The following is a 26,237-nucleotide window of genomic DNA, read 5'->3' on the forward strand; positions in this document are numbered from 1 at the left end:
TACGGGCCCTTTTTTTATGCGCGCGGCCACCAAGGCCGTAGTGGACTGCAAAGCAGCGCCACATGGCCGTCCGGCACACAACTTGCTCCATAATGCTTCCCAGCCCCACGGGATACCGAGCATGCTGCACAGCCACCTGACCACCCTCAACGCAGTTTCGCTGATTCTCAAGGTCTTCCAGGAAGAAGGCTGCGATGCCGAGCGCCTGCTTTGCGGCAGCGGCATTGGCGCGGCGGATCTGGGCCATGCCGATGCCCGCATCACCACCCAGCAAGAACTGCAGGTATGCGCCAATGCCGTAGCCCTGCGCGAGGAGATCGGCCTGGAGCTGGGGCGGCGCATGCACGTGTCATGCTACGGGATGCTCGGTTACGCCCTGCTCTCCAGTGCCACTTTGGGTGACGCCCTGCGCTTGGCGCTGCGCTATCCCGCACTGCTGGGCACAGCCTTTCACTTGCGCCTGGAGGACGACGGCCAGCGGATCTGGTTCAGCGCCAGCGATTACCAAGACAGCCCTGCCCTGGCGGCCTTCAATGCCGAATTCTGCCTGGTGTCGCTGAAAGTCATCTGTGACGACCTGCTGGGGCGCCCACTGCCGCTGCTCGCGGCGCGCTTCGAGCATCCACGGCCGGGTTACCACGCGCTCTATGCCGATGCATTCCCGTGCCCCCTGGGCTTCGAGGCCAACGACAATGCCTTTGCCTTCGAACGCCGCTGGCTGGACATGCCCCTGCCCCTGGCCGACCCCATCACCCACAAGGCCATGGCCGAGCGTTGCCGCCAGCTGAACCTTGAGTTCACCGGGCGCCAGGCGTGGCTGGGGCGCATCCGCCAGCTGCTGATCAAGCAACTCGATGCCGCCCCCGGACTCGAAGGTCTGGCGCGCCAGATGAACTGCTCCTCGCGCACCTTGCGCCGGCACCTGCAAGCCCTGGGCTGCAGCTATCAGCAATTGCTCGACGAGCTGCGCTTCGAGCGGGCCAAGCAGTTGCTGGCCGAGGACCAGATGCCAATCTACCGCATCGCCGAGACGCTCGGCTTCAGCGAGACCGCGAGCTTTCGCCATGCCTTCCAGCGCTGGAGCGGCGTTGCACCGAGTCATTTTCGCGGCTGATCGGTGCCGGGCTTTTCGCGGGTAAACCCGCTCCTAAGGTATTTGTGCTGAATTCAAAATCAGCGGGAGGCCTGCGGGAGCGGATTTACCCGCGAACATTCCCCCACACCGGACACTGTCTTTGGCCACATCGATCCCCTTTTGGCCGTTTGCAACGTTCTCCCGCCACTCGCCGACTCACACAATGAGGCCACGCCAGTAAACCCGGAGAATAAAAATGCTGACGATCTATTCTGATGATCACCGCCTGCACCACGGCCGCTGCGAGCTGATCGACGGCAAGCTGATGCCCTGCTTCGAGATGCCTTCGCGCGCTGACCACGTCCTGGAGCAAGTCAAGAAGCGCAACCTGGGTCCGGTCGAAGGGCCACGTGATTTCGGCCGCGCGCCCTTGCTGCGGGTGCATGGCGCCGACTACCTGGACTTCTTCGAAGGGGCCTGGGCGCGCTGGTCACAGCTGGGCCAGGAAGGAGACCTGCTGCCCTTCACCTGGCCAGCCCGCACCCTGCGTAAGGTCAAACCGACTGGCCTGCATGGTGAGCTTGGCTACTACAGCTTCGATGCCGGCGCGCCGATCACCGCCGGTACCTGGCAAGCCGCCTACAGTGCAGCCCAGGTTGCCCTCACTGCCCAGGCCGCGATCCAGCAAGGCGCCCATTCGGCATTCGCCCTGTGCCGTCCACCAGGGCACCATGCCGCGGCCGAAGTGATGGGGGGCTACTGCTACCTCAACAACGCCGCCATCGCAGCCCAGGCCTTCCTTGACCAAGGCCACCGCAAGGTCGCCATCCTCGATGTCGACTACCACCACGGCAATGGCACCCAGGACATCTTCTACCAGCGCGGCGATGTGTTCTTCGCCTCGATCCACGGCGACCCGCAGGACGAGTTTCCGTTCTTCCTCGGCTATGCCGACGAAACCGGCGAAGGTGCAGGCGAAGGCTGCAATATCAATTACCCGCTGCCCGCCGGCAGTGACTGGGCCGCCTGGAGCGCTGCCCTGGAGGACGCCTGCCAGCGTATCGCCGCCTACGCGCCGGACGTGGTGGTGGTGTCCCTGGGCGTGGATACCTTCAAGGACGATCCGATCTCGCAGTTCAAGCTGGACAGCCCAGACTACCTGGAGATGGGCAAGCGTATCGGCCAGCTCGGCAAGCCGACCTTGTTCGTGATGGAAGGTGGCTACGCTGTGGAAGAAATCGGTATCAACGCAGTCAACGTGCTGGAAGGCTTCCAGCATGCCCAGCCAGGAGCCCGGTAATGGTCCGACTCAAGCGTCTGCTCGCCCCGTTCATCGCTGCCACCCTGTTCACCGGAGCCCTTCAGGCCCAGGCCGAACAGCGCACCCTGCGCGTGTACAACTGGTTCGACTACATCACGCCGCAGACCTTGACGGACTTCCAGAAGGACAGCGGCGTCAAGCTGATCTACGACATCTTCGACACCAACGAAGCCCTGGAAGCCAAGCTGCTCACCGGCAACTCCGGCTACGACGTGGTGGTGCCGTCCAACGTGTTCCTCGCCAAGCAGATCGAAGCCGGTGTGTTCCAGCCTCTGGACCGATCCAAGCTCCCCAACTGGCAGCACCTGGATCCGGCGCTGATGAAGCTGATCGAGGCCAACGATCCGGGCAACAAGTTCGCCGTGCCGTACATGTATGGCACCGTGCTGATCGGCTTCAACCCGGACAAGGTCAAGGCGGTGCTCGGCGACAAGGCGCCCGTGGACAGTTGGGATCTGATCTTCAAGGAAGAGAACATCGCCAAGCTCAAGCAGTGCGGCGTCGCCCTGCTCGATTCACCGTCGGAGATCCTGCCCTTGGCGCTGCAATACCTGGGGCTGCCACCGAACAGCGAGAAGCCGGCCGACTACAAGAAAGCCGAAGAGCTGATGCTGAAGATCCGCCCGCACATCACCTACTTCCATTCCTCGAAGTACATGGCTGACATCGCCAACGGCGATATCTGCGTGGCGGTGGGGTATTCGGGTAGCTTCTCCCAGGCCGCCAACCGCGCGCGCGACGCCAAGAATGGCGTGGTGGTGGACATGCGCCTGCCCAAGGAAGGTGCACCGATCTGGTTCGACATGCTGGCGATTCCCAAGAATGCCGCCAATCCTGAGGATGCACACAGGTTCATCAACTACCTGTTGCGCCCAGAAGTGATCGCGCCGATCAGTGACTTCGTTGGCTACCCCAACCCCAACAAGGACGCCACCGACAAAGTCAGCCCGGCGATCCGCAACAACCCCAACCTGTACCCGACCGCCGAAGCGATGGCCAAGCTGTATACCCTCAAGCCACTGCCACGCGAGGCCGAACGGGCGCGCACCCGGGCCTGGACACGCATCAAGTCCGGGACTTGAGTTTGATGCTTCGCGGTTGAACCCGCTCCCACAGACACAGCGCTGCCTGTAAGTACAGCGCTGTGTCTGTGAGAACGGGTTCACCCGCGAACAGGTCGCCACGCCCTGCGCAATCGCATCACTGCATCCGCAATCTGCGCTTCAGGCACCGCCGCGAACCCCAGCACCAATCCGGCGCGCTTATCCACAGGGACATTGCCGTCCTCAAGCCAGTAACTGCTCAGCGGGTTGACTTCCACCCCCACCGCCTCTGCCAGGGCCACTAATGTTTGCTCACGGGCAAGGTTATCCACAGCCACCTTCACATGCAGCCCAGCCGCCACTTCCGGCATGGCACCCAGCCCTGGCACATCTTCCGGCCACCCGGCTTTCAGCACGTTTCTACGCGCCAGCGCTGCCTTGCGCATGCGCCGGATATGCCGTTGAAAGTGCCCCTGGGCCATGAATTGCGCCATTACGCACTGGGTGCCGACCTCCGAATGGCGCACCGCCAACGCCCGCCCCTGACTGAATGCCTCCACCAACGGTCGAGGCAGCACCAGATAGCCCAGGCGCAGGGCCGGGAAGGCGATCTTGCCGAACGTGCCTACGTACAGCACCCGTCCCTGCCGGTCCAAGGAGGCCAAGGGCGCCAGTGGCGCACCGCTGTAGCGATACTCCCCGTCGTAGTCGTCCTCGATGATCCAGCCATCCTGACGCTGGGCCCAATCCAGCAATGACAGGCGCCGGGCCAGGCTCATGGTGACGCCAGTGGGGTACTGGTGCGCCGGGGTCACATAGGCCATCCGGCAATCGGGAAGTTGCGCCAGCTGCGCGCAATCCAGCCCTTCATCGTCCACTGGCACACCCCTGACTTTCGCCCCCGCCAACGCAAAAGTGTGGCCGGCCGCCCGGTACCCTGGGTTTTCCACAGCCACTCCATCGCCCGGCTGCAACAGCAACTGTGCACAAAGGCTGATGGCCTGCTGGGCACCGCTGGTGATCACAATTTGTTCAGCGCCACACGACAACCCACGTGAGCGTCGCAGGTAGGCGGCGATGAGTTCGCGCAGTTGCGGTTCACCCGCCGGATCGCCATAGCCGAGCGATGAAGGATCGGGATTTCGCCAGAAACCCGCTTGCAGCCTGGCCCAGACCTCAAAGGGAAACAAATCGAACGCCGGCACACCGACGCGAAAAGCCCTCGGCGCACCAGCCTTGGGTGGTGGAAGATGGTTGTTTTTAAGCCGCTGCAAAGGCTCGCTGGAGCGCCCTGAACTGGATAAATCTTCAGTATCAGAAGGCAACAATGTGGATAACTCTGTTGATAACCCCTGGGATAACCCTGTGGATAGCTGTGTGGATAGTTTGGGCAGCTGACTCACATAAGTCCCATCGCCAACCCGACTTTCAATGTAACCCTCGGCATAAAGCTGGTCGTAGGCCCGCACCACGCTGTTGCGCGAGAGCGATAACATCGCCGCTAGGTCGCGGGTGGCGGGCAAACGCGTGCCACTGCCCAGGCGTCCATCCAGCACCCGCGCCCGCAATGCCTGGTACAGCTGCTGACTGAGCCCGCGCCGGCGGTCAAGCACGATACCCGTGGGGTCGAAGGGCAGCGCGAGAGGACATTCGTTCATGGCATTGGACCTATGAAAACAGGCTGTATTGGCTCTTACAGAGTACCAATAGCCTGCCTAGGATGAAGCCATTGGACAAGGAATCTCGCATGTACAACGCCAAGCCCCACCAAGAACATGACCTCGCGCGCCTGCACCAGCAAATGTGCGACACCCGCCTCGCCGTTCTGGTCAGCCACGGCGAAAACGGCTTGCTCGCGACCCATCTACCCGTGCTGCTCGATACAGCTCAAGGCGAGTACGGCACTGTCTATGCTCACCTGGCCCGGGCCAACCCTCAATGGCGGGACTTGGAGCAAGGCGGCGAAGCGTTGCTGGTTTTCCCAGGCGCAGATGCCTATGTCAGCCCGAGCTACTACCCGAGCAAGACCGAAAACCCCAGGGTCGTGCCCACCTGGAATTACCTGGCCGTGCACGCCTATGGCGCGGTGCAGGTAATTCACGACGCCCCTCGCCTGCTGGCGATCGTCAGCCGCCTGAGCGATCGGCACGAACAAGACCGCGCCAAACCCTGGAAGGTGAGCGACGCACCCAGCGATTACATCGATGGCATGCTGCGCGCCATCGTCGGCCTGCGCATGCCCATTGCCCGTCTGCAAGGCGCGCGCAAGCTCAGCCAGAACCGCTCGGCGCAAGACATCGCCGGCGTACGTGACGGTCTGGCCAGCAGTTCCGATTACCTGGACAACCAACTCGCAGCGCACATGCGCCCACTCTGAAGGAAAAGACCATGCCCAGCGTTACCCTGCGCCCAGTGAGCGCCAACGACCATGCCGCCTGGCTCGCCCTCTGGCATGCCTATCTGCGCTTCTACGAAACCGAATTGGCCGATGAGGTCAGCGCCAGCACCTGGCAGCGTTTGCTCGATGAGAACGAGCCCACCCACTCGGCGTTGGCCTGGGTCGATGGCAAAGCCGTGGGGATGGTCAATTGGATCTATCACCGCTCCAACTGGAGCATCGAGAATTCGTGCTACCTGCAAGACCTGTACGTCAACGCCGACCAGCGCGGCCTGGGCATTGGTCGCCAGCTGATCGAGCATGTCTACGCGACCGCCAAGGCAGCCGGCTGCATCAAGGTGCACTGGCTCACCCACGAGACCAACTCCACCGCCATCAGCCTGTACGAACAAGTCGCAGAGCGGCCGGGCTTCATTCAATTTCGCAAAGGCTTGTAGGCCCATGACAGACGCACTGAACTGGAAGCCCGCGGCAACGCCCAACGCCGAGCCCCTCGAAGGACGCTTCGTCCGCCTGGAAAAACTCGACCCGGCCCGCCACGGCAACGACCTTTGGGACGTGTTGCAGGGCCCTGGCTCGGACCCAGTGCTGTGGGACTACCTGCCCTATGGGCCTTTCAATGAGCGCGCCAGCTTCGACCGCTGGCTCGAAGGCAACGCCGCCAGTCGCGACCCGCTGTTCTACAGCGTCATCGACCGCGCCACCGGCCAGGCCCAGGGCATCCTGAGCTACATGTCGATCGTCCCCGAACAGGGCCGCTTCGAGATCGGCCACATCGCCTTCGGCGCCGCCATGCAGCGCACCCCTCGCGGCACCGAGGCCGTCTACTTGCTGAGCCAGCTCGGCTTTGCCTTGGGCAACCGGCGCCTGGAGTGGAAGTGCAACAACGCCAATGCCCGCTCCAAACGCGCCGCCGAGCGCTTCGGCTTTGTCTTCGAAGGGGTGTTCCGCAAGCACATGGTGGTCAAGGATCACAACCGGGACACGGCCTGGTACTCGATCACCGATGATGAGTGGCCAAGCGTGGCGGCAGGCTTCGAGCGCTGGTTGAGCGAAGAGAACCAGCAGCCCGAGGGGCAAGTGAAGACCTTGGAAGCCTGCCGTAAAGGCTGAGAGTGCCGGCGGTACACCCACTCCCACGGGGATGCGTTATCCCTCTGGGAACGGGCCTGCTGGTGAAAGAGACCGACAAATTCAGCACAAAAAAAGGGGAGCATATCGCTCCCCATGAGGTAAACCGCTTGCTGTCGAAGGCTTGGATCAGCCTTCGATCTCGATCAGGATCTCGCCCGGCGTGACGCGATCACCCTTGGCCACGTGGATGGCAGTGACCTTGCCGGCAATCGGGGCCTGGACTTCGGTCTCCATCTTCATCGCTTCGGTGATCAGCACCGGTTGGCCGGCCTTGACGGTGTCACCTTCCTTGACCAACACATCGACGATGTTGCCCGGCATGGTGGTGCTCACGTGACCTGGGCCAGTGGCCTGCTTGCGCTTGCTGCCACCGCCGCTGACGAACTCGTTGAGCGGCTCGAATACCACCTCTTCCGGCATGCCATCGATGGACAGATAGAAGTGACGCTTGCCTTCGGCCTTGACGCCCACACCGGTGATATCGACGCGGTAAGTCTCGCCGTGCACGTCGATGACGAACTCGGTCGGTACACCTTCGCCGCCCGAGCCTGCCACGGCACCGGCTTCCGGAATCGGCAGCAGGGCTTCTGGAGTCAGGGTGCCGGCTTCACGCTCCTCGAGGAACTTGCGACCGATGTCCGGGAACATCGCGTAGGTCAGCACGTCTTCCTCGCAGCGAGCCAGGTTGCCGATATCGGCACGCAGCTTGGCCATCTCCGGCTTGAGCAGGTCGGCCGGGCGCACGTCGATCACTTCTTCGCTGCCGATCGCCTGGCGACGCAGTTGTTCGTTGACCACACCCGGCGCCTTGCCATAGCCGCCTTGCAGGTAAAGCTTCACCTCGTTGGTGATGGTCTTGTAGCGCTCGCCGGCCAGCACGTTGAAGAAGGCCTGGGTGCCGACGATCTGCGAGGTCGGGGTCACCAGCGGCGGGTAGCCGAGGTCTTCACGTACGCGTGGGATCTCCGCCAGCACTTCGTTCATGCGGCTCAGGGCGCCTTGCTCCTTGAGCTGGTTGGCCAGGTTGGAAATCATGCCGCCTGGCACCTGGTTGACCTGCACGCGGGTGTCCACGGCGGTGAACTCGCTCTCGAACTGGTGGTACTTCTTGCGCACGGCATAGAAGTACAGACCGATTTCCTGCAGCAGTTCCAGATCCAGGCCGGTATCGAACTCGGTGCCCTTGAGCGCGGCGACCATCGACTCTGTCCCTGGGTGGCTGGTGCCCCAGGCGAAGCTGGAGATCGCGGTATCGATGTGGTCGGCACCGTTTTCCACGGCCTTGAGTTGGCACATGGCGGCCAGGCCAGCGGTATCGTGGGAGTGGATGAACACCGGCAGCGATTGTTCAGCTTTGAGCGCCTTGACCAGCTCGCCGGTGGCGAATGGGGTCAGCAGGCCGGCCATGTCCTTGATCGCGACCGAGTCGCAGCCCATGGCTTCCATCTGCTTGGCCTGGGCGACGAAGGCGTCGATGGTGTGCACGGGGCTGGTGGTGTAGGCGATGGTGCCCTGGGCGTGCTTGCCGGCAGCCTTGACCGCTTCGATGGCCACACGCAGGTTACGCACGTCGTTCATGGCGTCGAAGATACGGAACACGTCAATACCATTGACCGCGGCCTTGGCGACGAAGGCCTTGACCACGTCGTCGCTGTAGTGGCGGTAGCCCAGCAGGTTCTGGCCACGCAACAGCATCTGCAGGCGGGTGTTAGGCAGGGCGGCGCGCAGCTTGCGCAGACGCTCCCACGGGTCTTCCTTGAGGAAGCGCACGCAGGCGTCGAAGGTCGCGCCACCCCAGACTTCCAGAGACCAGTAGCCCACCTTGTCGAGCTTGTCGCAGATCGGCAGCATGTCTTCGGTGCGCATGCGGGTGGCCAGCAGGGACTGGTGAGCGTCGCGCAGGATTGTGTCGGTGACAAAGATTTTCTTGGACATTATTCGGTTCCTCACAGGCCTGCGTGTGCAGCAATGGCGGCGGCGATGGCCAGGGCCAGCTCTTCGGGTTTGCGCTTGATCGAGTAATTAGTCAGTTCCGGGTGGCTTTCCACGAAGCTGGTGTTGAACTGGCCGCTACGGAATTCCGGATTGCGCAGGATCTCCTGGTAATACGCGGCGGTGGTCTTCACGCCCTGCACACGCATGTCGTCCAGGGCCCGCAGGCCACGGTCCATGGCTTCTTCCCAGGTCAATGCCCAAACCACCAGTTTCAGGCACATGGAGTCATAGAACGGCGGAATGGTGTAGCCGGTGTAGATTGCGGTGTCGGTACGCACACCTGGGCCACCGGGCGCGTAATAACGGGTGATCTTGCCGAAGCTGGGCAGGAAGTTGTTCTTCGGGTCTTCGGCGTTGATGCGAAACTGCAACGCGTAGCCGCGGTGCTGGATGTCTTCCTGCTTGACCGACAGCGGCAGGCCCGAGGCGATGCGGATTTGCTCGCGCACGATGTCGATGCCGGTGATTTCTTCGGTGATGGTGTGTTCCACCTGCACGCGAGTGTTCATTTCCATGAAGTACACCTCGCCATCGGCGAGCAGGAACTCCACAGTACCGGCGTTCTCGTAGTTCACGGCCTTGGCCGCGCGGACCGCCAGGTCGCCGATGTAGGCGCGCTGTTCCGGGGTCAGCTGAGGGCTGGGGGCGATCTCGATGAGCTTCTGGTTGCGGCGCTGGATCGAGCAGTCGCGCTCGAACAGGTGCACCACGTTGCCGAAGCTGTCACCCAGGATCTGCGCCTCGATGTGCTTGGGGTTGACGATGCATTTTTCCAGGAACACTTCCGCCGAGCCGAAGGCCTTGGTGGCCTCGGAGATCACGCGGGGGAAAGCTTGCTCGAGCTCTTCGCGGCTGTTGCAGCGACGGATACCACGACCGCCACCACCCGAGGTGGCCTTGAGCATGACCGGGTAACCGATGCGATCACCTTCGGCCAGGGCTTCGTGGATGTCGGCGACGTTGCCTTCGGTACCGGGCGTTACCGGTACACCGGCCTGGATCATGGTGCGGCGCGCTTCAGTCTTGTCGCCCATGCGGCGAATGACGTCGGCGGCAGGGCCGATGAACTTGATGCCACGCTCTGCGCAGATTTCCGCGAGCTCGGCGTTTTCCGACAGGAAGCCGTAACCTGGATGCAAGGCATCACAGCCGGTTTCCACGGCCAGGTTGACCAGCTTGCGCGGGTTCAAATAGCCGGCCAGGGGCTCGGCACCGATGCTGTAGGCCTCGTCGGCGCGCTTGACGTGCAAGGCATGACGGTCGGCGTCGGAATAGATCGCCACAGAGCGAATGCCCATCTCGGCGCACGCACGCACGATCCGAACTGCAATTTCACCCCGGTTGGCGATCAGGATTTTTTTTATCACTGGAGTCTTCCCAAAGCCGATGGAACACACGAGCCGGATTCCCCGGTCGGCGCGTGGCCAGAGGTTGCTGACCAGTCGCAAACCAACCCTATCGCTGTAGGTTGATAAACAAAAATCAATATTTGTTAGGGTCGACATAAGCAAAAGCTTATAGTGCCGTAACAAGGTTTTGCGGGAGCCTGTGGAAAAATGCGTAAGTCCTTGATGCGTATGACATTGCGTCAGTTGCAAATCTTTAACGAGGTATGCGATCTGCGTTCCTACAGCCGGGCGGCGGAAGAAATGGCATTGACGCAACCCGCCGTAAGTCTACAGATCCGCCAGCTCGAGGAGCTGATTGGCCAGCCGCTGTTCGAGTACGTGGGCAAGAAGCTCTACCTGACCGAAGCGGCCGAGGCCCTGCAGCGCGCCAGCCGGGACATCTTCGGTCGCCTGGAAAACCTCGACATGCAGCTCTCGGACATGCAGGGCTCACTGCAGGGCCAACTGAAACTTGCGATCGAATCCAGCGCCAAGTACTTCGTGCCCCACTTGTTCGCCGCGTTCAAGCAACGCCATCCAGAGGTCAACCTGACCCTGACGGTGGTCAATCGGGCACAGGCGATCCGCCGGCTTTCGGACAACCGCGACGACCTGATCATCATGTCGATGGTGCCCCAGGACATGGGGCTTGAGTTCATGCCGTTCCTGAACAACCCGATCGTGGCCGTGGCACCGCCGGACCATCCGCTGTGCAAGCTGGAGAAGCTGCGCCTGCAGGATCTCGAGCCTCATACCTTGCTGATTCGCGAGCAGGGTTCGGGCACCCGCAAGGCCTGCGAGGAATACTTCAAGGACAAACGCGTGCACTTCACTCAGACGCTGGAAGTCGCCTCGGCCGATGCCCAACGCGAGTGCGTGATCGCAGGCCTCGGCATCGCGCTGCTCACCCGCCATGCGCTGAACTTGGAGTTGGCCACCGGGGTGCTGAAAGAACTGCCGGTAGAGGAGTTGCCGCTGTATCGCAGTTGGTGCGTGGTGCAGTCCAAGGCCAAGCGGCAATCACCGGTGGCCTTGGCCTTTCTTGCATTCATACGTAATGAACGGGCGAAAATCAGCGGGCTTGTGGAGCGATTTTCGGGGAAGATGCCGCCGATACCTGCCAAACCGTGATGTCTCGCAGGTCGGGGTAGTCGGTAATGTCGCGCAGCAACTGACGCTGGTCGCAGTAGCTTTCGATCGCACGGCGGAACTCCATGCGGCGCTGGTCCTTTTCCTGCTGCTTGCGAGCTTTGGCGGTGGGTTGGAACGAACCGTCATGATCACGTGCCATTGCCTGTCTCCCAGTTAGGATGCGGGGAGCTTCAGGTTGGCCTTGCAGGTTTACGGTTTGGCTGTGGATTGGTGACAAAACCGTGAAATTTGCTTTGCCTGTTCTGGCCCCTGCATCGGCAGCAGGCTCAGTCGTCGGTCGCCTTGATCGACTTGGGCGACAGTCGCAGGCTACGCAAACTGCGTTTCACGCTCTTGAGGTGATTCACCAGGCTCGGTCCGCGGGCCATGGCCACGCCCATGGCCAGTACGTCGATCACTACAAGGTGAGCGATGCGCGAAGTCAGCGGGGTGTAGATCTCGGTGTCTTCGTGCACGTCGATGGCCAGGTTGACAGTGGACAATTCGGCCAACGGCGTCTGGCTCGGGCAAAGGGTGATCAGGTTGGCGCCGCTTTCACGCACCAGATTGGCGGTGATCAACAGATCCTTGGATCGACCCGACTGGGAAATGCACACCGCTACATCGCCAGGTTTGAGGGTCACCGCCGACATGGCTTGCATGTGCGGGTCGGAGTACGCCGCAGCGCTGAGCAATAGGCGGAAGAACTTGTGCTGGGCATCGGCGGCCACCGCGCCGGAGGCACCGAAACCATAGAACTCCACGCGCTGGGCCTGGGCCATGGCGGTCACCGCCTGCTGCAGAGCCTGGGGATTGAGGTGCTCACGCACTTCCATCAGGGTGTGCAGGGTGGTATCGAAGATCTTCAGGCTATAGTCGGCGACCGAGTCATCTTCATGGATTGCGAACTGGCCGAAACTGGCGCCTGCAGCCAGGCTCTGGGCCAGCTTGAGCTTGAGATCCTGGAAGCCCGAACAGCCGATCGCGCGGCAAAAACGCACGATGGTCGGCTCGCTGATGCCCACGCTGTGGGCAAGGTCGGCCATCGAACTGTGCATGACGGCAGCCGGATCTAGCAGCACATGGTCGGCCACTTTCAGTTCCGATTTGCGCAGCAAATGGCGCGATTGGGCGATATGTTGCAACAGATTCACAGGCTGGACTCGGTTATGATCGGCTGGCCGGGATGTAGCTTTCTTGTAGTTATACTACATGACCAGCGACCCGCCCAGCTAAACCAATGTGGAGAGTGGTGGTTTTGACTATTCCTTGCGACATCCTGGTCTTCGGCGGTACGGGCGATCTGGCCCTGCACAAACTACTGCCGGCGCTCTACCACCTGTACCGCGAGGCCCGCCTGCACAATGCCGTGAGGATCATCGCCCTGGCGCGGCGCAACCTGCCCCGGGATGAATACCTCAAGCTCGCCGAACGCAATTGCAGGGCGCAGATCGCCCGGCAGGATTTCGACGAAGAGGTCTGGCGACGTTTTTGCGCACGTCTGGACTACTTCGCCATGGATGCCTCGCAAAGCGCTGATTTCGTTCGCCTGGCACGCTACCTGGGCGAGCCTGGCGGCTTGGCGCGCATCTACTACCTGGCGACCGCACCCAACCTGTTCGTGCCCATCGCCAACCATTTGCGCATCGCAGGCCTTGCCGACAGCGAGGCGCGTATCGTGCTGGAAAAACCCATCGGCCACTCCCTTGAGTCAGCCACGGCCATCAACGAAGCGATCGGCGCGGTGTTCGACGAGTCCCAGGTGTTTCGCATCGATCACTACTTGGGCAAGGAGACCGTGCAGAACCTCATGGCGCTACGTTTTGCCAACGCCCTGCTGGAACCGGTCTGGCGCAATGGCCAGGTCGACCACGTGCAGATCAGCGTCTGCGAGACATTGGGCGTGGAGAACCGCGGCGCCTACTACGACCGCGCAGGCGCAACCCGTGACATGCTGCAGAACCACCTGCTTCAGCTTCTGTGCCTGGTGGCCATGGAGCCGCCGGCGCAGTTCGAAGCCGAAGCGGTGCGTGACGAGAAAGTGAAGATCCTGCGTGCCCTCAAGCCGATCACCGGTCAGGATGTGCAGGACAAGACCGTGCGCGGGCAATACGGCGCCGGCCGGATCGGCGGCCAGGAAGTGCCGGCCTACTACTTCGAAAAGGACGTGGACAATGACAGCGACACCGAGACCTTCGTCGCGGTCCAGGCGCACATCGATAACTGGCGCTGGGCTGGCGTGCCCTTCTACTTGCGTACCGGCAAACGCATGGCACGACGCTCCTCGCAGATCGTCATCCAGTTCAAACCGGTGCCCCATGAGCTATTCAGTGGCGGGCAGGTCAACCAGTTGCTGATCCAGCTGCAACCCGATGAACGCATCAGCCTGCGCATGATGACCAAGAGCCCGGGCAAAGGCATGCGTCTGGAGCCGGTGGAGCTGGACCTGAACCTGGCTCAAGTGTTCGGTCAGACCCGTCGCTGGGAAGCCTACGAGCGGCTGCTGCTGGATGTGCTCGCGGGCGATTCGACCTTGTTCATGCGTCGCGATGAGGTCGAAGCCGCCTGGGCCTGGATCGATCCGATCCTGCAAGGCTGGGAAGAGCACTTCCAGGCGCCTCGCCCCTACCCTGCCGGCAGCAACGGCCCGGAGCAGGCCAACAGCCTGCTGGCCCATCAGGGCCGGCATTGGCACAGCTGAAATCGATCAGCTCATCAGGATGCTCGGGGATTTATCCAGCAAAGCCTTGAACGCCTGGGCATCCAGCGGCCTGCTGATCAGATACCCCTGCGCCTCGTCGCACCCGTGATCATGCAGGAAGGCAAGCTGCTCCTGGGTTTCCACCCCTTCAGCCACGACCTTCAAGCCCAGACTCTTGGCCATGGCGATGATCGCGCGGATGATCGCCGCATCCTGGCTGCCCTCCTGCAGACCGCGAATGAACGCCTGGTCGATCTTCACGTAGTCCACCGGGAAGCGCTTGAGATAGCTCAGCGAGGAGTAGCCGGTACCGAAGTCGTCGATCGCCAACTTGACCCCCAGCTGGTGCAGTTGCTGGAACGTCGAGATGATGTGCTCGACGCTATCCAGCAATTGGCTCTCGGTCAGTTCCAGCTCCAGCAACTGCGGCGCAAGGCCCGTTTCCGCCAGCACCTGACGCACCAGGCTGACGATCTTGCCTTGGCGTAGTTGATAGCCGGAGAGGTTCACCGAAACCCGCACGCTCATGCCCTGACGCCGCCATTCAAAAGCCTGCCAGCACGCTTCGCGCAGCACGAACTCGCCCATCGGCCCGATCAGTCCGGTTTCTTCGGCAAGGCCGATGAAGTCGCCCGGCGGCACCATGCCCCACTGCGGATGCTGCCAGCGCACCAACGCTTCGGCGGCGAGCAGGCGGCCGCTGCGCAGGCAAAGCTTGGGTTGGTAGTAGACCAGCAATTGGCCTTCGTCGATGGCTTTGCGCAAGTGGTTTTCCAGCTGCAGGCGCTCCAGGGTGCTGGCGCGCAGGCTTTCGGTATAGAACTGGAAGTTGTCGCCGCCCAGATGCTTGGCATGCTGCTTGGCCATGTCCGCCTGGCTGAGCAATGCGTTGAGGTCGAAACTGGGGTCCGACAACACACTGATGCCGACCGAGGCACTGATCACCAGCTCATGCCCACCCAGACGTTGCGGGACGCGCAGCTTGTCGAGCAGGCGGGTCGTCACTCGCACCAGGCTGGAAAGGTTGCTGTAGCCATCGAACAGCACGACGAACTCATCGCCAGACAAGCGCGCGACAGTGTCTGCTTCAGGTACCGCATTGGCGATGCGCAGGGCCATTTTCTTCAACAGCTGGTCGGCCAGTTCGTGGCCCAAGCTTTCGTTGAGCAGCTTGAAGCGGTCCAAGTCGATGTGCAGCAACGCCAGGCTGCGCCCGTTCACCCGAACCCGTTGCCCGGCCTCATGCAAACGCAGGCGGAACAGGGCGCGGTTGGCCAGCCCGGTGAGGTCGTCGTAGTGGGCCAGGTAGCGCAGGCGCTCCTCCGACTCCCGTCGGGCCGACAGGTCGGTGAAAAAGCCTACGATATTGCTGATGTTGCCCCGCGCGTCACGCACGCCATTGAGCTGCAACCACTGGGGGTACAGTTCGCCGTTGCGTCGCGCCTCGACCAGCTCGCCCTGCCAGCGCCCCTGCTGCTCCAGCGCCTGGCCGATCGCCTGGCTGTGACGCCGGGCGTCCCGGCTGCAGGGCAACTCCAGGGCATTGCGCTGCAATAGCTCTTCCCGGTCGAAGCCAGTGATTTGGCAAAAGGCCTGGTTGACGGCCAGCAGTTGGAAGCCCGCATCCAGGATCGCGATCCCTTCACTGGCCGCTTCGAACACCGTGGCCGCCAGACGCTGCTGTTCTTCCTGCTCCTTTTGCGCGGTGATGTCACGCCGTGTGCCGAGCATGCGCAGGACTCGGCCGTCGGCGGCGTGTTCCACGGCACGGCCTCGGTCTTCGATCCAGCGCCAATTCCCCTGGGTATGCCGGATGCGGTATTCGACCCGGTAGTCCTCGGAACGGCCTTTGAGGTGTTCGACCAATGTCCTGCGCAGCAACGGCAGATCGTCCGGGTGCAGGCGCGGCTTTAGGTCGGCGCGGACCGAGCGGACCTGCTCCGGGTCCAGGCCGAACAAGGCGTACAGCTGCGTGTGATGCACTTCGTCGGTGAGCAGGTTCCAATCCCACAACCCCAACTCGCTGGCCTGAAGCGCCAGGGCCAGGCGCTGCTCGCTCTTGCCCAGGGCCTGGTTGGCCAGGTCCAGCTCATGGCTGCGTTGAAGCACTCGCTGCTCGAGCCCAGCCTGGGCCTGGCGCAGTTGGTCTTCGGCATGACGACGCTGCCGCACCTCGACGAGCAACGCCTGGTTCAGTTGCTCACCACGGTGCTGGGCGCTCTGCAGGTGTTCGATCAGCGCCTGGTTCTGGAAACGGCGCAACAGGCTGCGCTCGAGCAAGCGGTTAACCTGCCAGGCCACCACCATCAGCGCCCCCAGCAGGATCAGGCCGAGCCAGCCCCAGCCGCGCTGCGCACCGGCATCGAAGTAGAACAGGAACACAATGGGCGGCAACAGGCAGGGCAAGGCGAAACTGAGAAACGCCGGCAGGCTCACGGCATAGGCGACACTGGCCGACAACGCCGCCGCCCCCAACAGTCCGAACACCCAGGCCTGCTGCACGAAATCGTCCACCGGCACCAAGGCGATCGCCGCACAGGCCAAGGTCAGGCCGCTGAAGGCCGAGCCGGACAGGAACATGTGCTGCCAGGACGCCTTGGCTTGACGCGCTGGCGTGGCCGCATCGAAGGCCGCGACCTGGATCACCCGCAGGGCCACCAGCGCCAACAGCCAGGCCAGCCATACACTGACCAGCAGATAGCGCTCAGGGCTCCACAACAGCCAGGCGCACAGCAGGCCGTTGATCAGCATCAGCAGGGTGGGCAGCAATGAGCCCTGATAGAGAAGACGGGTACGCTCGATGCAGAGCTGGGTCGCAAATTGCCTGCGCACACTCCTTGCCGTCTCCGGCGATGCTCCGATCGCCGCGAAATCCTGGGTCATAGGGTCGTGTTCTTGTTGTGTTCTTGTATTGGCAGACCGCAAAAGTGCAGCGAGCATACACAAGCCATGGCCTGGGCCAAACTGCTCTACGTCATGTTTTCAAAAATACCGGCGGCCGTTTACTCAGACCGCTCAAGAACAGGCCTCTGCCCAGGCCGCCGATGAACGGCCTGGCACCGCCTGCAAGATTTCTCCGGGGGCCGTTTGCCCTGCCCCCTGTGCGGCCCTAGAATGGCCGGATGCGCAATGATGACCTCTCCCTCCTGCTGAACTCCCTCAACGATGCCCAACGCCAGGCCGTAGCGGCCCCGCTGGGGCGTCAATTGGTGCTGGCCGGTGCTGGCTCGGGCAAGACCCGCGTGCTGGTGCACCGTATCGCCTGGCTGATCCAGGTCGAACAGGCCTCCCCCCACTCTATCCTGTCGGTGACCTTCACCAACAAGGCGGCGGCCGAAATGCGCCAGCGGATCGAGCAACTGCTGGGCATCAATCCGGCCGGCATGTGGGTGGGGACCTTCCACGGCCTGGCGCACCGCCTGCTGCGCGCTCACTGGCAGGAAGCTCGGCTGGTGCAGAATTTCCAGATTCTGGACAGCGATGATCAGCAGCGCCTGATCAAGCGGGTGATCCGCGAGCTCGGCCTCGACGAGCAGCGCTGGCCCGCCCGCCAAGCCCAATGGTTCATCAACGGCCAGAAGGACGAAGGTCTGCGTCCACAGCATATCCAGGCCGGTGGCGATCTATTCCTGGGCACCATGCGCAGCATCTACGAGGCCTACGAACAGGCCTGCGAACGCGCTGGGGTCATCGACTTTTCCGAATTGCTGCTTCGCGCCCTGGACCTGTGGCGCGACCACCCTGGACTGCTCGAACACTACCAGCGGCGCTTCCGCCACCTGCTGGTGGACGAGTTCCAAGATACCAACGCCGTGCAGTACGCCTGGCTGCGCCTGCTTGCCGCAGGCGGCAGCAGCCTCATGGCGGTGGGGGACGACGACCAGTCGATCTACGGCTGGCGCGGCGCCAAGATCGAGAACATCCACCAGTACACCGCTGACTTCCCCGACGCCGAGCTGATTCGCCTTGAGCAGAACTACCGCTCCACCGGCGGTATCCTCAAGGCGGCCAACGCCCTGATCGCCAACAACAGCGGGCGCCTGGGCAAAGAGCTGTGGACCGACATGGGCGAAGGCGAGCCGCTGACCCTCTATGCCGCCTACAACGAGCATGACGAAGCGCGCTATGTGGTGGAGACCATCGAGAGCTTCATCAAGCAGGGCAATGCCCGCAGCGACGTTGCCATCCTGTACCGCTCCAACGCCCAGTCGCGGGTGCTCGAAGAAGCCTTGCTGCGCGAACGCATTCCCTATCGGATCTACGGTGGCCAACGCTTCTTCGAGCGCGCCGAGATCAAGAACGCCATGGCCTACCTGCGCCTGCTCGAAGGCCGCGGCAACGACGCCGCGCTAGAGCGGGTAATCAACGTTCCACCGCGCGGCATCGGCGAAAAGACCGTCGAGGCGATCCGCGAACATGCCCGGCACAGCCAGTTGTCGATGTGGGAGGCCATGTGCCAGTTGTTGGCGGCCAAGGCCCTCAAAGGCCGCGCCGCCAGTGCCTTGGGCGCGTTCATCGAATTGATCGAAAACCTCGCAGCCAAGGTCCTGGAAATGCCCTTGCACCTGATGACCCAGACTGTCATCGAGCAGTCCGGCCTGATCCTCTATCACCAGGAAGAAAAAGGCGAAAAGGGCCAGGCTCGGGTAGAAAACCTTGAGGAACTTGTCAGCGCGGCGCGCAACTTCGAGACCAGCGAGGACGACGCCGACCTATCGCCGCTCTCCGCCTTCCTCGGCCACGCCTCCCTGGAGGCCGGCGATGCCCAAGCCGACGAGCACGAGGACAGCATCCAGCTGATGACGCTGCACAGCGCTAAGGGATTAGAGTTCCCCTATGTGTTCCTGGTCGGCATGGAAGAAGGCCTGTTCCCCCACAAGATGAGCCTGGAAGAACCCGGCCGTCTGGAAGAAGAACGCCGACTGGCCTATGTGGGCATCACCCGGGCCATGCGCCAGCTGATCATGACCTACGCCGAAACCCGCCGTCTGTATGGAAGCGAGACCTATAACAAAGTGTCACGTTTCGTACGGGAAATTCCGGCAGGCCTGGTTCAAGAGGTGCGCTTGTCCAACTCGGTCAGCCGTCCCTTCGGTGGCAGCCAGAGCCAAGCGAGCAGCCTGTTCGCCAATGCCAGCATCCCACAGACCGCGTTCAACCTTGGCCAGCGCGTGCAACACGCAGTGTTTGGCGAAGGCGTGATCCTCAACTTCGAAGGCTCTGGTGCCCAGGCACGGGTGCAGGTCAACTTCGCCGAGGGCAGCAAGTGGTTGATGCTGGGGTATGCCAAGCTGGAAGCGATTTGAGGCCCGCTGGCACTGACCCCGTGCGAGTAGGGCCTACCGCAGGCTTCGCCAGCTCCCCTGGTTCAATGCTGCCGCCTCCTACAGATCTTGACGAATGGTCCTATCCAGCAATCAGTCTTGCCTCAGACCATTCAGGCAAAAGCTGGAAACATTATGGCGCTGGTCATGTCTCCTACAACATGTGCAACATGACGCGCGTGCAATCCACCCACAGGGGATATCCCATCTATGCAACGTTTTCTTAGCATCGTACTGGCGCTGTGCGTCGGCCTGACGCTGAGCCTGGATGCCAACGCCAAGCGTTTCGGCGGCGGCAAGAGCTCGGGCTCCGCGCCTATCCACCAGACCCGCCAGGCTGCGCCAACCACACCTGCCGCCGCGCCAACCGCTCCTGGCCGTGCACCGGCCGCCGCCAGCGGTGCTTCGCGCTGGCTGGGCCCACTGGCCGGTATCGCCGCCGGTGGTCTGCTGGCCTCCATGTTCATGGGCGACGGCTTCCAGGGCATGCAGATCTTCGACTTCCTGATCATGGGCCTGATTGCCTTCCTGGTGTTCCGCTTTATCGCCGCCCGCCGCCGCCAGCAGCAGCCGCAGATGGCCGGTGCCGGCCATGCGCCCTACCAGCGTGAAACCCATGCCCAGCCAGCCCAACCGTCGGTCTTCGGTGGCGCTTCGGCCGCTGCTGGCGCACCGGTCATCAACGCTCCGGCCTGGTTCAACGAGCAAAGCTTCCTGTCCGCTGCCCGCACGCACTTCATGTCGCTGCAGCAGCACTGGGATGCCAACGAAATGGACAAGATCGCCGAATTCGTCACCCCGCAGATGCTCGAGTTCCTCAAGCGCGAGCGTGCCGACCTGGGTGATGGCTTCCAGTCCACCTACATCGACAACCTCGATGTGCAGCTCGAAGGTGTCGACGATCGTGCCGACAAGACTGTCGCCACCCTGACCTTCCATGGTGTATCGAAGACCTCGCGCTTCGACCAGGGTGAAGCATTCAGCGAAAGCTGGCACATGGAGCGCGCCCAGGGCGAAAACCAGCCTTGGCTGCTCGCCGGTATCCGCCAGAACGGCTGATCTACCGCGTTGCACTCAAAACCCCGGGCTTGCCCGGGGTTTTTGCTTTTGGCACAGCGGGCTACTAGGGTATAAACCGCAGCGTTGTCATCAAGGCCAGAGGATGTAAGCCGTGGAAGAAGTGATCGATCAGCTCCGTGAAGCCAATGAACCCGTGCCGGTGCCACTGGAATTGCCGGACGAGGACCTGTTGGTAGAAATCGAGGAAGAGTTGCTGATCAACATGCCGTTCGGCCTGCGTGAGTTCCTGCTGACGGTCAGCGACGTGGTGTACGGCAGCCTGGAGCCGGTGACCGTCACCGATCCCCAGTCCCACACCTACCTGCCAGACGTTGCCGCCAACGCCTGGGATGCTGGCGTGCCACGCGACCTGGTCCCGCTGTGCCAGGATGGGGACAACTACTACTGTGTCGAGGAAGACGGCACCGTGGTGCTGTGGGACGCCGAGGAAGAAGCGATCAGCGAAGACAACTGGGAAACCGTCTGGCACTGGGTCCGGGACGTCTGGCTGGAAAGCTGAACCGTACTTCCCGCAAAGCTCGTGCACCTCGGTGCGATGTAATTTCTTGCGCCAGGAGATGGCTCATAGCCACCACCCAACGTAGAATCGCCAGGCGTTCTGCGCCTGGCGGCGGCGTTACCGTTCCATCCCCTCGGACTGCGACGTCGCCTTGCGCAGAGAGCGCAAACGCTCAGTGAGTTTGATCCCGGTTGTTTTCCAGCGTTTCCAGCAAGGCGATTTGCATGCGGGTATGCACCCGGATGAACCATCGCCACAGCAAGGCCACCACCACCGCTGCCACGATTGCGATGACCAGCAGCAACTCGTTGGTCGGCAGGATGCTCGCCGAAAGCGCCGACAGCAGCAGGAAGATCACCAGCAGCGACAGCAACGGAATCACCTCGGCAATTACCCGACGGACACGTTGAGTGTGCCGTCCGGCCATCTCCGGCTTCACGCTCATCTCCGCCAACAGCATCGATAGCGCCTTGAGCTTGCGATAGGCGGCAATCAGGAAAGGCAGCGACAACAACAAGGCGGCCCCCCAGATCAGCGCCTTCTGCTGGCTGACATCGCTGACCCATTCGCTCAACCAGTTGCCAATGCGCGCGGCAAAGTAACCACCGCTAAAGAAAATCGCGATGACCAGCGCCAGGTTGACGCCCACCTGCATCAGGATACGCCGGATCATCGCCGCGACCATCGCACCCTCGCCGTGGGGCTGAATGCTGCGCAGCCACTCCCCGTATAACGACAGCACCCGCGCCAGGCGTCCGGGCACCACCTTGCCAAGCTTGAGCGAGAGCGGATCGGCAGCGCGAATCAGATAAGGCGTGAGCAAAGTGGTGATGGCCGACACGGCCACAGCCACCGGATAAAGAAAATCGCTGGTGACCTGCAAGGTCATGCCCAAGGCAGCGATGATGAAGGAAAACTCGCCAATCTGTGAAAGCCCCATGCCAACACGCAGCGAAGTGCGTCCATCATTGCCGGCGATGAATGCCCCCATGCCGCACGACAGCATTTTGCCCAGCACCACCGCCAGGGTGATCACTGCGATCGGCCAGGCGTAGTCGAGCAACACGCGCGGGTCGATCATCAGGCCGATGGCAACGAAGAAGATGGCGCTGAACAGGTCGCGTACGGGCTCGATCAGACGCTCGATCTTCAGCAACTGCCGGGATTCGGCCATGATCGCGCCGATCAGGAACGCGCCCAGGACCATGCTGTATTCGAGCTTGACCACCAACAGACAAAAACCGAAGCACAGCCCCAGTACAGTGATCAGGAGCATCTCGTTGCTTTCGAACCTCGCCACATAGGCCAACAGCCTTGGCACCAGCAGGATGCCGATCACCAGTGCAACGATCATGAACAGCGACAATTTGCCGACCGTGGAAAACACTTCGCCGGAACTGACCGTGCCGCTGACGGCGATACCCGACAACAGGGCGATGATCCCGATGCCAAGGATATCCTCGACGATCAGCACGCCGAAGATCAGCTGGGCAAAGCGCTCGTTCTTCATCTTCAGGTCATTGAGCGCCTTGACGATGATGGTGGTCGAAGAGATCGCCAGGATCGCCCCCAGGAACAGCGAGTCCATGGTGCTCCAGCCGAACCAGCGGCCGATCTCGAAACCGATCCAGATCATCAGGACGATTTCCAGGAAGGCGGCGATGAACGCAGTGGCGCCGACCTTGAACAGCTTGCGCAGGCTGAATTCCAGGCCCAGGCAGAACATCAGGAAGATCACCCCCAGCTCAGCCAGGGTCTTGATGGTGTCCTCATCGTGGATCAGGCCAAAGGGTGGTGTGTGAGGCCCAATGATGAAGCCTGCGACGATGTAGCCCAGCACCACCGGCTGCTTGAAACGGTGGAAGAGAATGGTAACCACCCCGGCGACCAGCATGATCACGGCCAAATCCTGGATGAAACTGATGGCATGCATGGCGAGGTACTCCTTTTCTCGTTGCTCGGGCAGACCGCTCCTCTGCCAAGGCAAACCCAAGCGAGCAGCACGTACATACTGTGTTCAAAGCAGGAAAGCCCATGTTGCATGGGCTCGCTCAGGTTAACATCGCGCCTTCGCATGAATAGCCGATGCAATATGTAGAAACAGATCGGCGATTTTGCTGCCAGAGATGGCATGATCCGCGTGACGGAAGCACGTCAGGCGACGTCCCGTACCAGGATGGGGAAACCCTATGAGGGGGAAACAGAAGTGTCCGCAGATACCAGCCCCGTTTCAGCGCAACCAACCCGTGAGCACACTATGGAACCTGGAAACGCCCAGCTGACGATGACCGTCCTGATGACCCCGGACATGGCCAACTTTTCCGGCAACGTCCATGGCGGCACCCTGCTCAAGTACCTCGACGAGGTGGCCTATTCCTGCGCCAGCCGCTATGCCGGCACCTATGTGGTCACCCTGTCGGTGGACCAGGTGATTTTCCGAGAGCCTGTACATGTCGGCGAACTGGTGACCTTCCTCGCCTCGGTCAACTACACCGGCAATACGTCCATGGAAGTGGGCATCAAGGTCGTGACCGAAAACATCCGCGAGCGCTCCGTGCGGCACTCCAACAGCTGTTTCTTCACCATGGTTGCGGTCGACGACAATCGCCGTCCGGTGCAGGTCCCGCCACGCCAGCCCCAGAGCAGCGAAGAGAAGCGGCGTTTCCTGCAGGGCCAGCAGCGTCGACAGATCCGCCAGGAACTGGAACAGCGCTACCAGAACCTCAAGACCGATTCGATCTAGACGTCAAGCAACCGGCAGGGCTGCACAGCGGCCCTGTCATGGGCCTAGATCGCCAACCGCTGCGCCTCGAAGCGCACACGCGGATGGGCGATGCGGTCTTGGGCCCTGATCGGTTGCAGCTCGTAGCTCGCGCAGGCCTGGGTCTCCAGCAGCACTTCATGCACGGCCGCAGCGGTGAACTCGAACGCCTGGACCCAGCTGTCCCCGAGCAACACGCGGGCCAAGAACAGGCCGGAGGTCAAGTCACCCACCCCTACCGGCTGACGTGGGAAGGCCAGCAATGGTCGGCGCAGATGCCAGCTGTGTTCTCGGGTCACCAGCAGCATTTCAAAGGCGTCCTCGGCGCGCCCCGGATAGGACAGATGCTTGACCAGTACCACCTGGGGACCGCGCTCAAGCAGGCCGCGCGCCATGGCCACGCAATCATCCAGGGACTCGGCCCGACGACCACAGAAGCTGTCCAGTTCAAGCTGGTTGGGGCACAGGATATCCGCCACTGAGGCGGCTTCCTCCAAGAGAAACTCACTGACTTCGACCGGCACGATGCAGCCTTTTTCCGCATGCCCCATGACCGGATCGCACAAGTACAACGCCTTGGGGTTCACCGCCTTGATCCGCTGGACACCCGCCAGGATCGCCCGGCCCTGCTCGGCGCTGCCCAGGTAACCGGAAAGCACCGCGTCGCAATGGCCCAGCTCGCCGATGTTGGAAATGCCTTCCACCAGCGCAGGAATTTGCGCCGGAGCGAGCACTTCACCGGCCCACTGTCCATACTGGGTATGGTTGGAGAACTGCACGGTGTTCAGCGGCCAGACATTGACCCCGACCCGCTGCATGGGAAACACCGCAGCGCTGTTTCCGGCGTGGCCGAAGACCACGTGGGACTGGATAGCAAGCAGATGCGGTGTACGTTTCATGTGGGAAATTCCAAAGCTGTTTCAGTAGATGTGCGCCGCGCAGTATGAACCCGTTTGCCACCTGTACGACAGGCCAGGGACACAGTTAAGCTGGATCTACCGTTTTGGAGCATATGCAAATGTTGACCCTGGAGAACCTCTTCGTCCTGATGGTACTGGCGACCGCCGGTGCCTGGTTGTGGCACAACCATGGGCTGCGCGAAAAGGCCCTTGAACGGGTCAAGCAGCATTGCACCAAGCTTGACCTTCAACTGCTCGACGATAACGTCGCCCTCAAGCGCATCGCCTTCGTGCGCGATGCCAATGGCCGCAAGCGCCTGGCGCGTGTCTATGGGTTCGAGTTCACCGTGACCGGCGAGCAACGCCACCCTGGGACAGTGACGCAGTTCGGTGCCCACACCCTGCAGATCGAACTGGCGCCCTATCCATTTGAAATCAAGGTTCCGCCGAAGGCAGACAACGTCATCGAGATGCAGCAGTGGCGCCAGGAACATAACCGCTGGCGCAACTGATCAGGTCTCCAGGCGGCAAGCGACCAAGGCTTCCTGGAGGGTGTCCAGCAGCTGCGGCTGATCGAAGATCAACTCCAGACGTGAATCCTTGCGCCATTCGCTCGGCTGCCAAGCCAGTGCCTCGCCTTCCAGGCCATTGAAGGACTGCCAGCCGGCGTCGCTGTGGATAACACCTTTTGCGCGGCGCCACGGCCAGCTTTCAAGCATTGCGAGCAAACGCGTCGCGTCGAAACGCTGCGAGGGGTGCCAGCGCCAGCCAACACTCCAGCCACCCTCGCCTTGCTGGGCGAGACAGATTGGCTGGCGAGGATCTGTCCACAGGGCGCCAGCAGGGTTCGAAGGGGTCTCCCTGGGTAGTTTGTCCACAGCCTCGAGAGGGCTCGTTGTGCCAGACGTGACGGGCAAAAGGTCCACCGACAATCGCCCATGATCGGTCCAAAGCCTTGGCAACTCGGGGAACTGTGCAGTTATCAACAGGCGCTGGGTTTCATCCAAAGCCCCAGCCTTGTTGAAAACCAGCAATGCAGCCTCGGGCAAGGCTTGCCGTTGCGCGTCAGGCAGCGGTTCACCACGGGCCAGAGCCTGGGCGTCCAGCACCATCACCAACGGCTGTACGGCCAGTACACCCACCCAGGGCGCCTGACCCAACTGGGCCAGCAAAGACTGAGGATGGCCCAGACCGGACGGCTCGATGAACACCCGATCAGGCCGAGCCTTGCGCAACAAGCGGCCCAAGCCGACCTGGAACGGCATGCCATTGACGCAGCACAGGCAGCCGCCGGCCACCTCGCCAATAGCGATGCCATTCTCGTCCCGACTCAGCAGCGCCGCATCCAGGCCAATCTGCCCAAACTCGTTGACCAATACGGCCCAGCGCTCCCCTGACGGGCGCTGAGCCAACAGCTGATGTATCAGGCTGGTCTTGCCGGCGCCCAATGGGCCTGCGATCACGTGGGTCGGGATGTTCTGGAGCATG

At 62.1% G+C, this 26,237-nt stretch carries 22 protein-coding genes; 13 read left to right on the forward strand and 9 right to left on the reverse strand.

Translation table 11 applies throughout. The annotated features are described in order from the left end of the window. The first annotated feature begins 121 nt into the window (after positions 1 to 121). From R6G97_RS01890 to R6G97_RS01900, 3 genes are all read left to right on the forward strand, one after another. The gene (locus R6G97_RS01890; protein ID WP_102081157.1) at positions 122 to 1,114 is read left to right on the forward strand and encodes an AraC family transcriptional regulator; all 993 of its coding nucleotides are present in this window, start codon (positions 122 to 124) and stop codon (positions 1,112 to 1,114) included. Between the two features lie 217 nt (positions 1,115 to 1,331). After that, a complete protein-coding gene (locus tag R6G97_RS01895; RefSeq protein WP_090344171.1) occupies positions 1,332 to 2,375 on the forward strand; it encodes a histone deacetylase family protein in 1,044 nt (347 codons plus the stop codon). Continuing rightward, positions 2,375 to 3,478, forward strand: a complete 1,104-nt coding sequence (locus tag R6G97_RS01900; RefSeq protein WP_182816785.1) for a polyamine ABC transporter substrate-binding protein — start codon at positions 2,375 to 2,377, stop codon at positions 3,476 to 3,478. The genes R6G97_RS01895 and R6G97_RS01900 overlap by 1 nt, the downstream gene beginning before the upstream one ends. An 80-nt stretch (positions 3,479 to 3,558) precedes the next feature. Here R6G97_RS01900 and pdxR read toward each other — a convergent pair whose 3' ends face one another. Next, positions 3,559 to 5,097, reverse strand: coding sequence for a MocR-like pyridoxine biosynthesis transcription factor PdxR (pdxR, locus tag R6G97_RS01905; RefSeq protein ID WP_317847733.1), 1,539 nt, complete (start codon positions 5,095 to 5,097; stop codon positions 3,559 to 3,561). An 89-nt stretch (positions 5,098 to 5,186) separates the two neighbouring features. Here pdxR and R6G97_RS01910 point away from each other — a divergent pair, with 89 nt between their 5' ends. The 3 genes from R6G97_RS01910 to R6G97_RS01920 are packed head-to-tail and all read left to right on the forward strand — an operon-like array spanning position 5,187 to position 6,950. Next, positions 5,187 to 5,816, forward strand: a complete 630-nt coding sequence (locus R6G97_RS01910) for an FMN-binding negative transcriptional regulator (protein ID WP_090344165.1) — start codon at positions 5,187 to 5,189, stop codon at positions 5,814 to 5,816. An 11-nt stretch (positions 5,817 to 5,827) separates the two neighbouring features. Then, positions 5,828 to 6,274, forward strand: coding sequence for a GNAT family N-acetyltransferase (locus R6G97_RS01915; RefSeq protein ID WP_182816792.1), 447 nt, complete (start codon positions 5,828 to 5,830; stop codon positions 6,272 to 6,274). A 4-nt stretch (positions 6,275 to 6,278) separates the two neighbouring features. Then, positions 6,279 to 6,950, forward strand: coding sequence for a GNAT family N-acetyltransferase (locus R6G97_RS01920; RefSeq protein ID WP_043209965.1), 672 nt, complete (start codon positions 6,279 to 6,281; stop codon positions 6,948 to 6,950). Between the two features lie 147 nt (positions 6,951 to 7,097). On the opposite strand, the gene oadA is transcribed toward R6G97_RS01920, so the two are convergent. Together oadA and R6G97_RS01930 are read right to left on the reverse strand one after the other, a co-directional pair. Beyond that, positions 7,098 to 8,906 carry a sodium-extruding oxaloacetate decarboxylase subunit alpha gene (oadA, locus tag R6G97_RS01925; RefSeq protein WP_043209967.1) on the reverse strand — a complete coding sequence of 603 codons (1,809 nt, stop codon included), beginning with the start codon at positions 8,904 to 8,906 and terminating at the stop codon, positions 7,098 to 7,100. Between the two features lie 11 nt (positions 8,907 to 8,917). Further along, a complete protein-coding gene (locus R6G97_RS01930; RefSeq protein ID WP_070093419.1) occupies positions 8,918 to 10,333 on the reverse strand; it encodes an acetyl-CoA carboxylase biotin carboxylase subunit in 1,416 nt (471 codons plus the stop codon). Between the two features lie 189 nt (positions 10,334 to 10,522). Here R6G97_RS01930 and R6G97_RS01935 point away from each other — a divergent pair, with 189 nt between their 5' ends. Next, positions 10,523 to 11,485, forward strand: coding sequence for a LysR family transcriptional regulator (locus tag R6G97_RS01935; protein ID WP_043209969.1), 963 nt, complete (start codon positions 10,523 to 10,525; stop codon positions 11,483 to 11,485). Here R6G97_RS01935 and R6G97_RS01940 read toward each other — a convergent pair. Both R6G97_RS01940 and hexR read right to left on the reverse strand, forming a co-directional pair. Next, positions 11,427 to 11,645, reverse strand: a complete 219-nt coding sequence (locus R6G97_RS01940; RefSeq protein WP_080642090.1) for a PA3496 family putative envelope integrity protein — start codon at positions 11,643 to 11,645, stop codon at positions 11,427 to 11,429. The genes R6G97_RS01935 and R6G97_RS01940 overlap by 59 nt on opposite strands. 127 nt (positions 11,646 to 11,772) lie before the next feature. Beyond that, entirely contained in the window at positions 11,773 to 12,639 is an 867-nt protein-coding gene (gene hexR, locus R6G97_RS01945; RefSeq protein WP_043209971.1) for a transcriptional regulator HexR, read from the reverse strand. Between the two features lie 104 nt (positions 12,640 to 12,743). On the opposite strand from hexR, the gene zwf reads away from it, so the two are divergent. Beyond that, positions 12,744 to 14,186, forward strand: a complete 1,443-nt coding sequence (zwf, locus tag R6G97_RS01950) for a glucose-6-phosphate dehydrogenase (RefSeq protein WP_043209973.1) — start codon at positions 12,744 to 12,746, stop codon at positions 14,184 to 14,186. Between the two features lie 6 nt (positions 14,187 to 14,192). On the opposite strand, the gene R6G97_RS01955 is transcribed toward zwf, so the two are convergent. Next, entirely contained in the window at positions 14,193 to 17,069 is a 2,877-nt protein-coding gene (locus tag R6G97_RS01955; RefSeq protein WP_317847734.1) for a putative bifunctional diguanylate cyclase/phosphodiesterase, read from the reverse strand. A 239-nt stretch (positions 17,070 to 17,308) separates the two neighbouring features. Between R6G97_RS01955 and uvrD the strand changes: the two genes are divergently transcribed. The 3 genes from uvrD to R6G97_RS01970 all read left to right on the forward strand — a co-directional run bounded on the left by uvrD (position 17,309) and on the right by R6G97_RS01970 (position 21,089). Next, positions 17,309 to 19,492 (forward strand): DNA helicase II, encoded by a 2,184-nt coding sequence (uvrD, locus tag R6G97_RS01960; RefSeq protein ID WP_043209978.1) that lies wholly within the window; start codon positions 17,309 to 17,311, stop codon positions 19,490 to 19,492. A gap of 228 nt (positions 19,493 to 19,720) precedes the next feature. Then, complete coding sequence (locus R6G97_RS01965) at positions 19,721 to 20,569, forward strand: Tim44 domain-containing protein (protein ID WP_090344154.1); 849 nt, start codon at positions 19,721 to 19,723, stop codon at positions 20,567 to 20,569. A 112-nt stretch (positions 20,570 to 20,681) separates the two neighbouring features. After that, entirely contained in the window at positions 20,682 to 21,089 is a 408-nt protein-coding gene (locus R6G97_RS01970) for an SMI1/KNR4 family protein (protein WP_043209983.1), read from the forward strand. 172 nt (positions 21,090 to 21,261) lie between these two features. On the opposite strand, the gene R6G97_RS01975 is transcribed toward R6G97_RS01970, so the two are convergent. Continuing rightward, the gene (locus R6G97_RS01975) at positions 21,262 to 23,022 is read right to left on the reverse strand and encodes a cation:proton antiporter (protein WP_043209985.1); all 1,761 of its coding nucleotides are present in this window, start codon (positions 23,020 to 23,022) and stop codon (positions 21,262 to 21,264) included. A gap of 324 nt (positions 23,023 to 23,346) precedes the next feature. Here R6G97_RS01975 and R6G97_RS01980 point away from each other — a divergent pair, with 324 nt between their 5' ends. Further along, positions 23,347 to 23,832, forward strand: coding sequence for an acyl-CoA thioesterase (locus R6G97_RS01980; protein WP_317847735.1), 486 nt, complete (start codon positions 23,347 to 23,349; stop codon positions 23,830 to 23,832). 44 nt (positions 23,833 to 23,876) lie between these two features. Here the strand turns inward: R6G97_RS01980 and pdxY are convergent, their stop codons facing one another. Next, the gene (gene pdxY / locus R6G97_RS01985) at positions 23,877 to 24,749 is read right to left on the reverse strand and encodes a pyridoxal kinase PdxY (RefSeq protein ID WP_070572228.1); all 873 of its coding nucleotides are present in this window, start codon (positions 24,747 to 24,749) and stop codon (positions 23,877 to 23,879) included. Positions 24,750 to 24,868: 119 nt separating this feature from the next. Between pdxY and R6G97_RS01990 the strand changes: the two genes are divergently transcribed. Next, a complete protein-coding gene (locus R6G97_RS01990; RefSeq protein WP_043209992.1) occupies positions 24,869 to 25,261 on the forward strand; it encodes a DUF3301 domain-containing protein in 393 nt (130 codons plus the stop codon). Here R6G97_RS01990 and R6G97_RS01995 read toward each other — a convergent pair whose 3' ends face one another. Next, entirely contained in the window at positions 25,262 to 26,236 is a 975-nt protein-coding gene (locus tag R6G97_RS01995) for a CobW family GTP-binding protein (RefSeq protein WP_182942035.1), read from the reverse strand. Between the last annotated feature and the right edge of the window lies 1 nt (position 26,237).

It is taken from the genome of Pseudomonas sp. HTZ2 (assembly GCF_033173945.1).
GTDB classification, from domain to species: Bacteria; Pseudomonadota; Gammaproteobacteria; order Pseudomonadales; family Pseudomonadaceae; genus Aquipseudomonas; species Aquipseudomonas guariconensis.

Excerpts from the sequence above, each read along its gene's own strand:
- R6G97_RS01890 (WP_102081157.1), top strand. The coding sequence starts at position 122 with ATGCTGCACAGCCACCTGACCACCCTCAACGCAGTTTCGCTGATTCTC.
- R6G97_RS01895 (WP_090344171.1), top strand. The coding sequence starts at position 1,332 with ATGCTGACGATCTATTCTGATGATCACCGCCTGCACCACGGCCGCTGC.
- R6G97_RS01900 (WP_182816785.1), top strand. The coding sequence starts at position 2,375 with ATGGTCCGACTCAAGCGTCTGCTCGCCCCGTTCATCGCTGCCACCCTG.
- pdxR (WP_317847733.1), bottom strand. The coding sequence starts at position 5,097 with ATGAACGAATGTCCTCTCGCGCTGCCCTTCGACCCCACGGGTATCGTG.
- R6G97_RS01910 (WP_090344165.1), top strand. The coding sequence starts at position 5,187 with ATGTACAACGCCAAGCCCCACCAAGAACATGACCTCGCGCGCCTGCAC.
- R6G97_RS01915 (WP_182816792.1), top strand. The coding sequence starts at position 5,828 with ATGCCCAGCGTTACCCTGCGCCCAGTGAGCGCCAACGACCATGCCGCC.
- R6G97_RS01920 (WP_043209965.1), top strand. The coding sequence starts at position 6,279 with ATGACAGACGCACTGAACTGGAAGCCCGCGGCAACGCCCAACGCCGAG.
- oadA (WP_043209967.1), bottom strand. The coding sequence starts at position 8,906 with ATGTCCAAGAAAATCTTTGTCACCGACACAATCCTGCGCGACGCTCAC.
- R6G97_RS01935 (WP_043209969.1), top strand. The coding sequence starts at position 10,523 with ATGCGTAAGTCCTTGATGCGTATGACATTGCGTCAGTTGCAAATCTTT.
- R6G97_RS01940 (WP_080642090.1), bottom strand. The coding sequence starts at position 11,645 with ATGGCACGTGATCATGACGGTTCGTTCCAACCCACCGCCAAAGCTCGC.
- R6G97_RS01955 (WP_317847734.1), bottom strand. The coding sequence starts at position 17,069 with ATGACCCAGGATTTCGCGGCGATCGGAGCATCGCCGGAGACGGCAAGG.
- uvrD (WP_043209978.1), top strand. The coding sequence starts at position 17,309 with ATGCGCAATGATGACCTCTCCCTCCTGCTGAACTCCCTCAACGATGCC.
- R6G97_RS01965 (WP_090344154.1), top strand. The coding sequence starts at position 19,721 with ATGCAACGTTTTCTTAGCATCGTACTGGCGCTGTGCGTCGGCCTGACG.
- R6G97_RS01975 (WP_043209985.1), bottom strand. The coding sequence starts at position 23,022 with ATGCATGCCATCAGTTTCATCCAGGATTTGGCCGTGATCATGCTGGTC.
- R6G97_RS01980 (WP_317847735.1), top strand. The coding sequence starts at position 23,347 with ATGGAACCTGGAAACGCCCAGCTGACGATGACCGTCCTGATGACCCCG.
- pdxY (WP_070572228.1), bottom strand. The coding sequence starts at position 24,749 with ATGAAACGTACACCGCATCTGCTTGCTATCCAGTCCCACGTGGTCTTC.
- R6G97_RS01990 (WP_043209992.1), top strand. The coding sequence starts at position 24,869 with ATGTTGACCCTGGAGAACCTCTTCGTCCTGATGGTACTGGCGACCGCC.
- R6G97_RS01995 (WP_182942035.1), bottom strand. The coding sequence starts at position 26,236 with ATGCTCCAGAACATCCCGACCCACGTGATCGCAGGCCCATTGGGCGCC.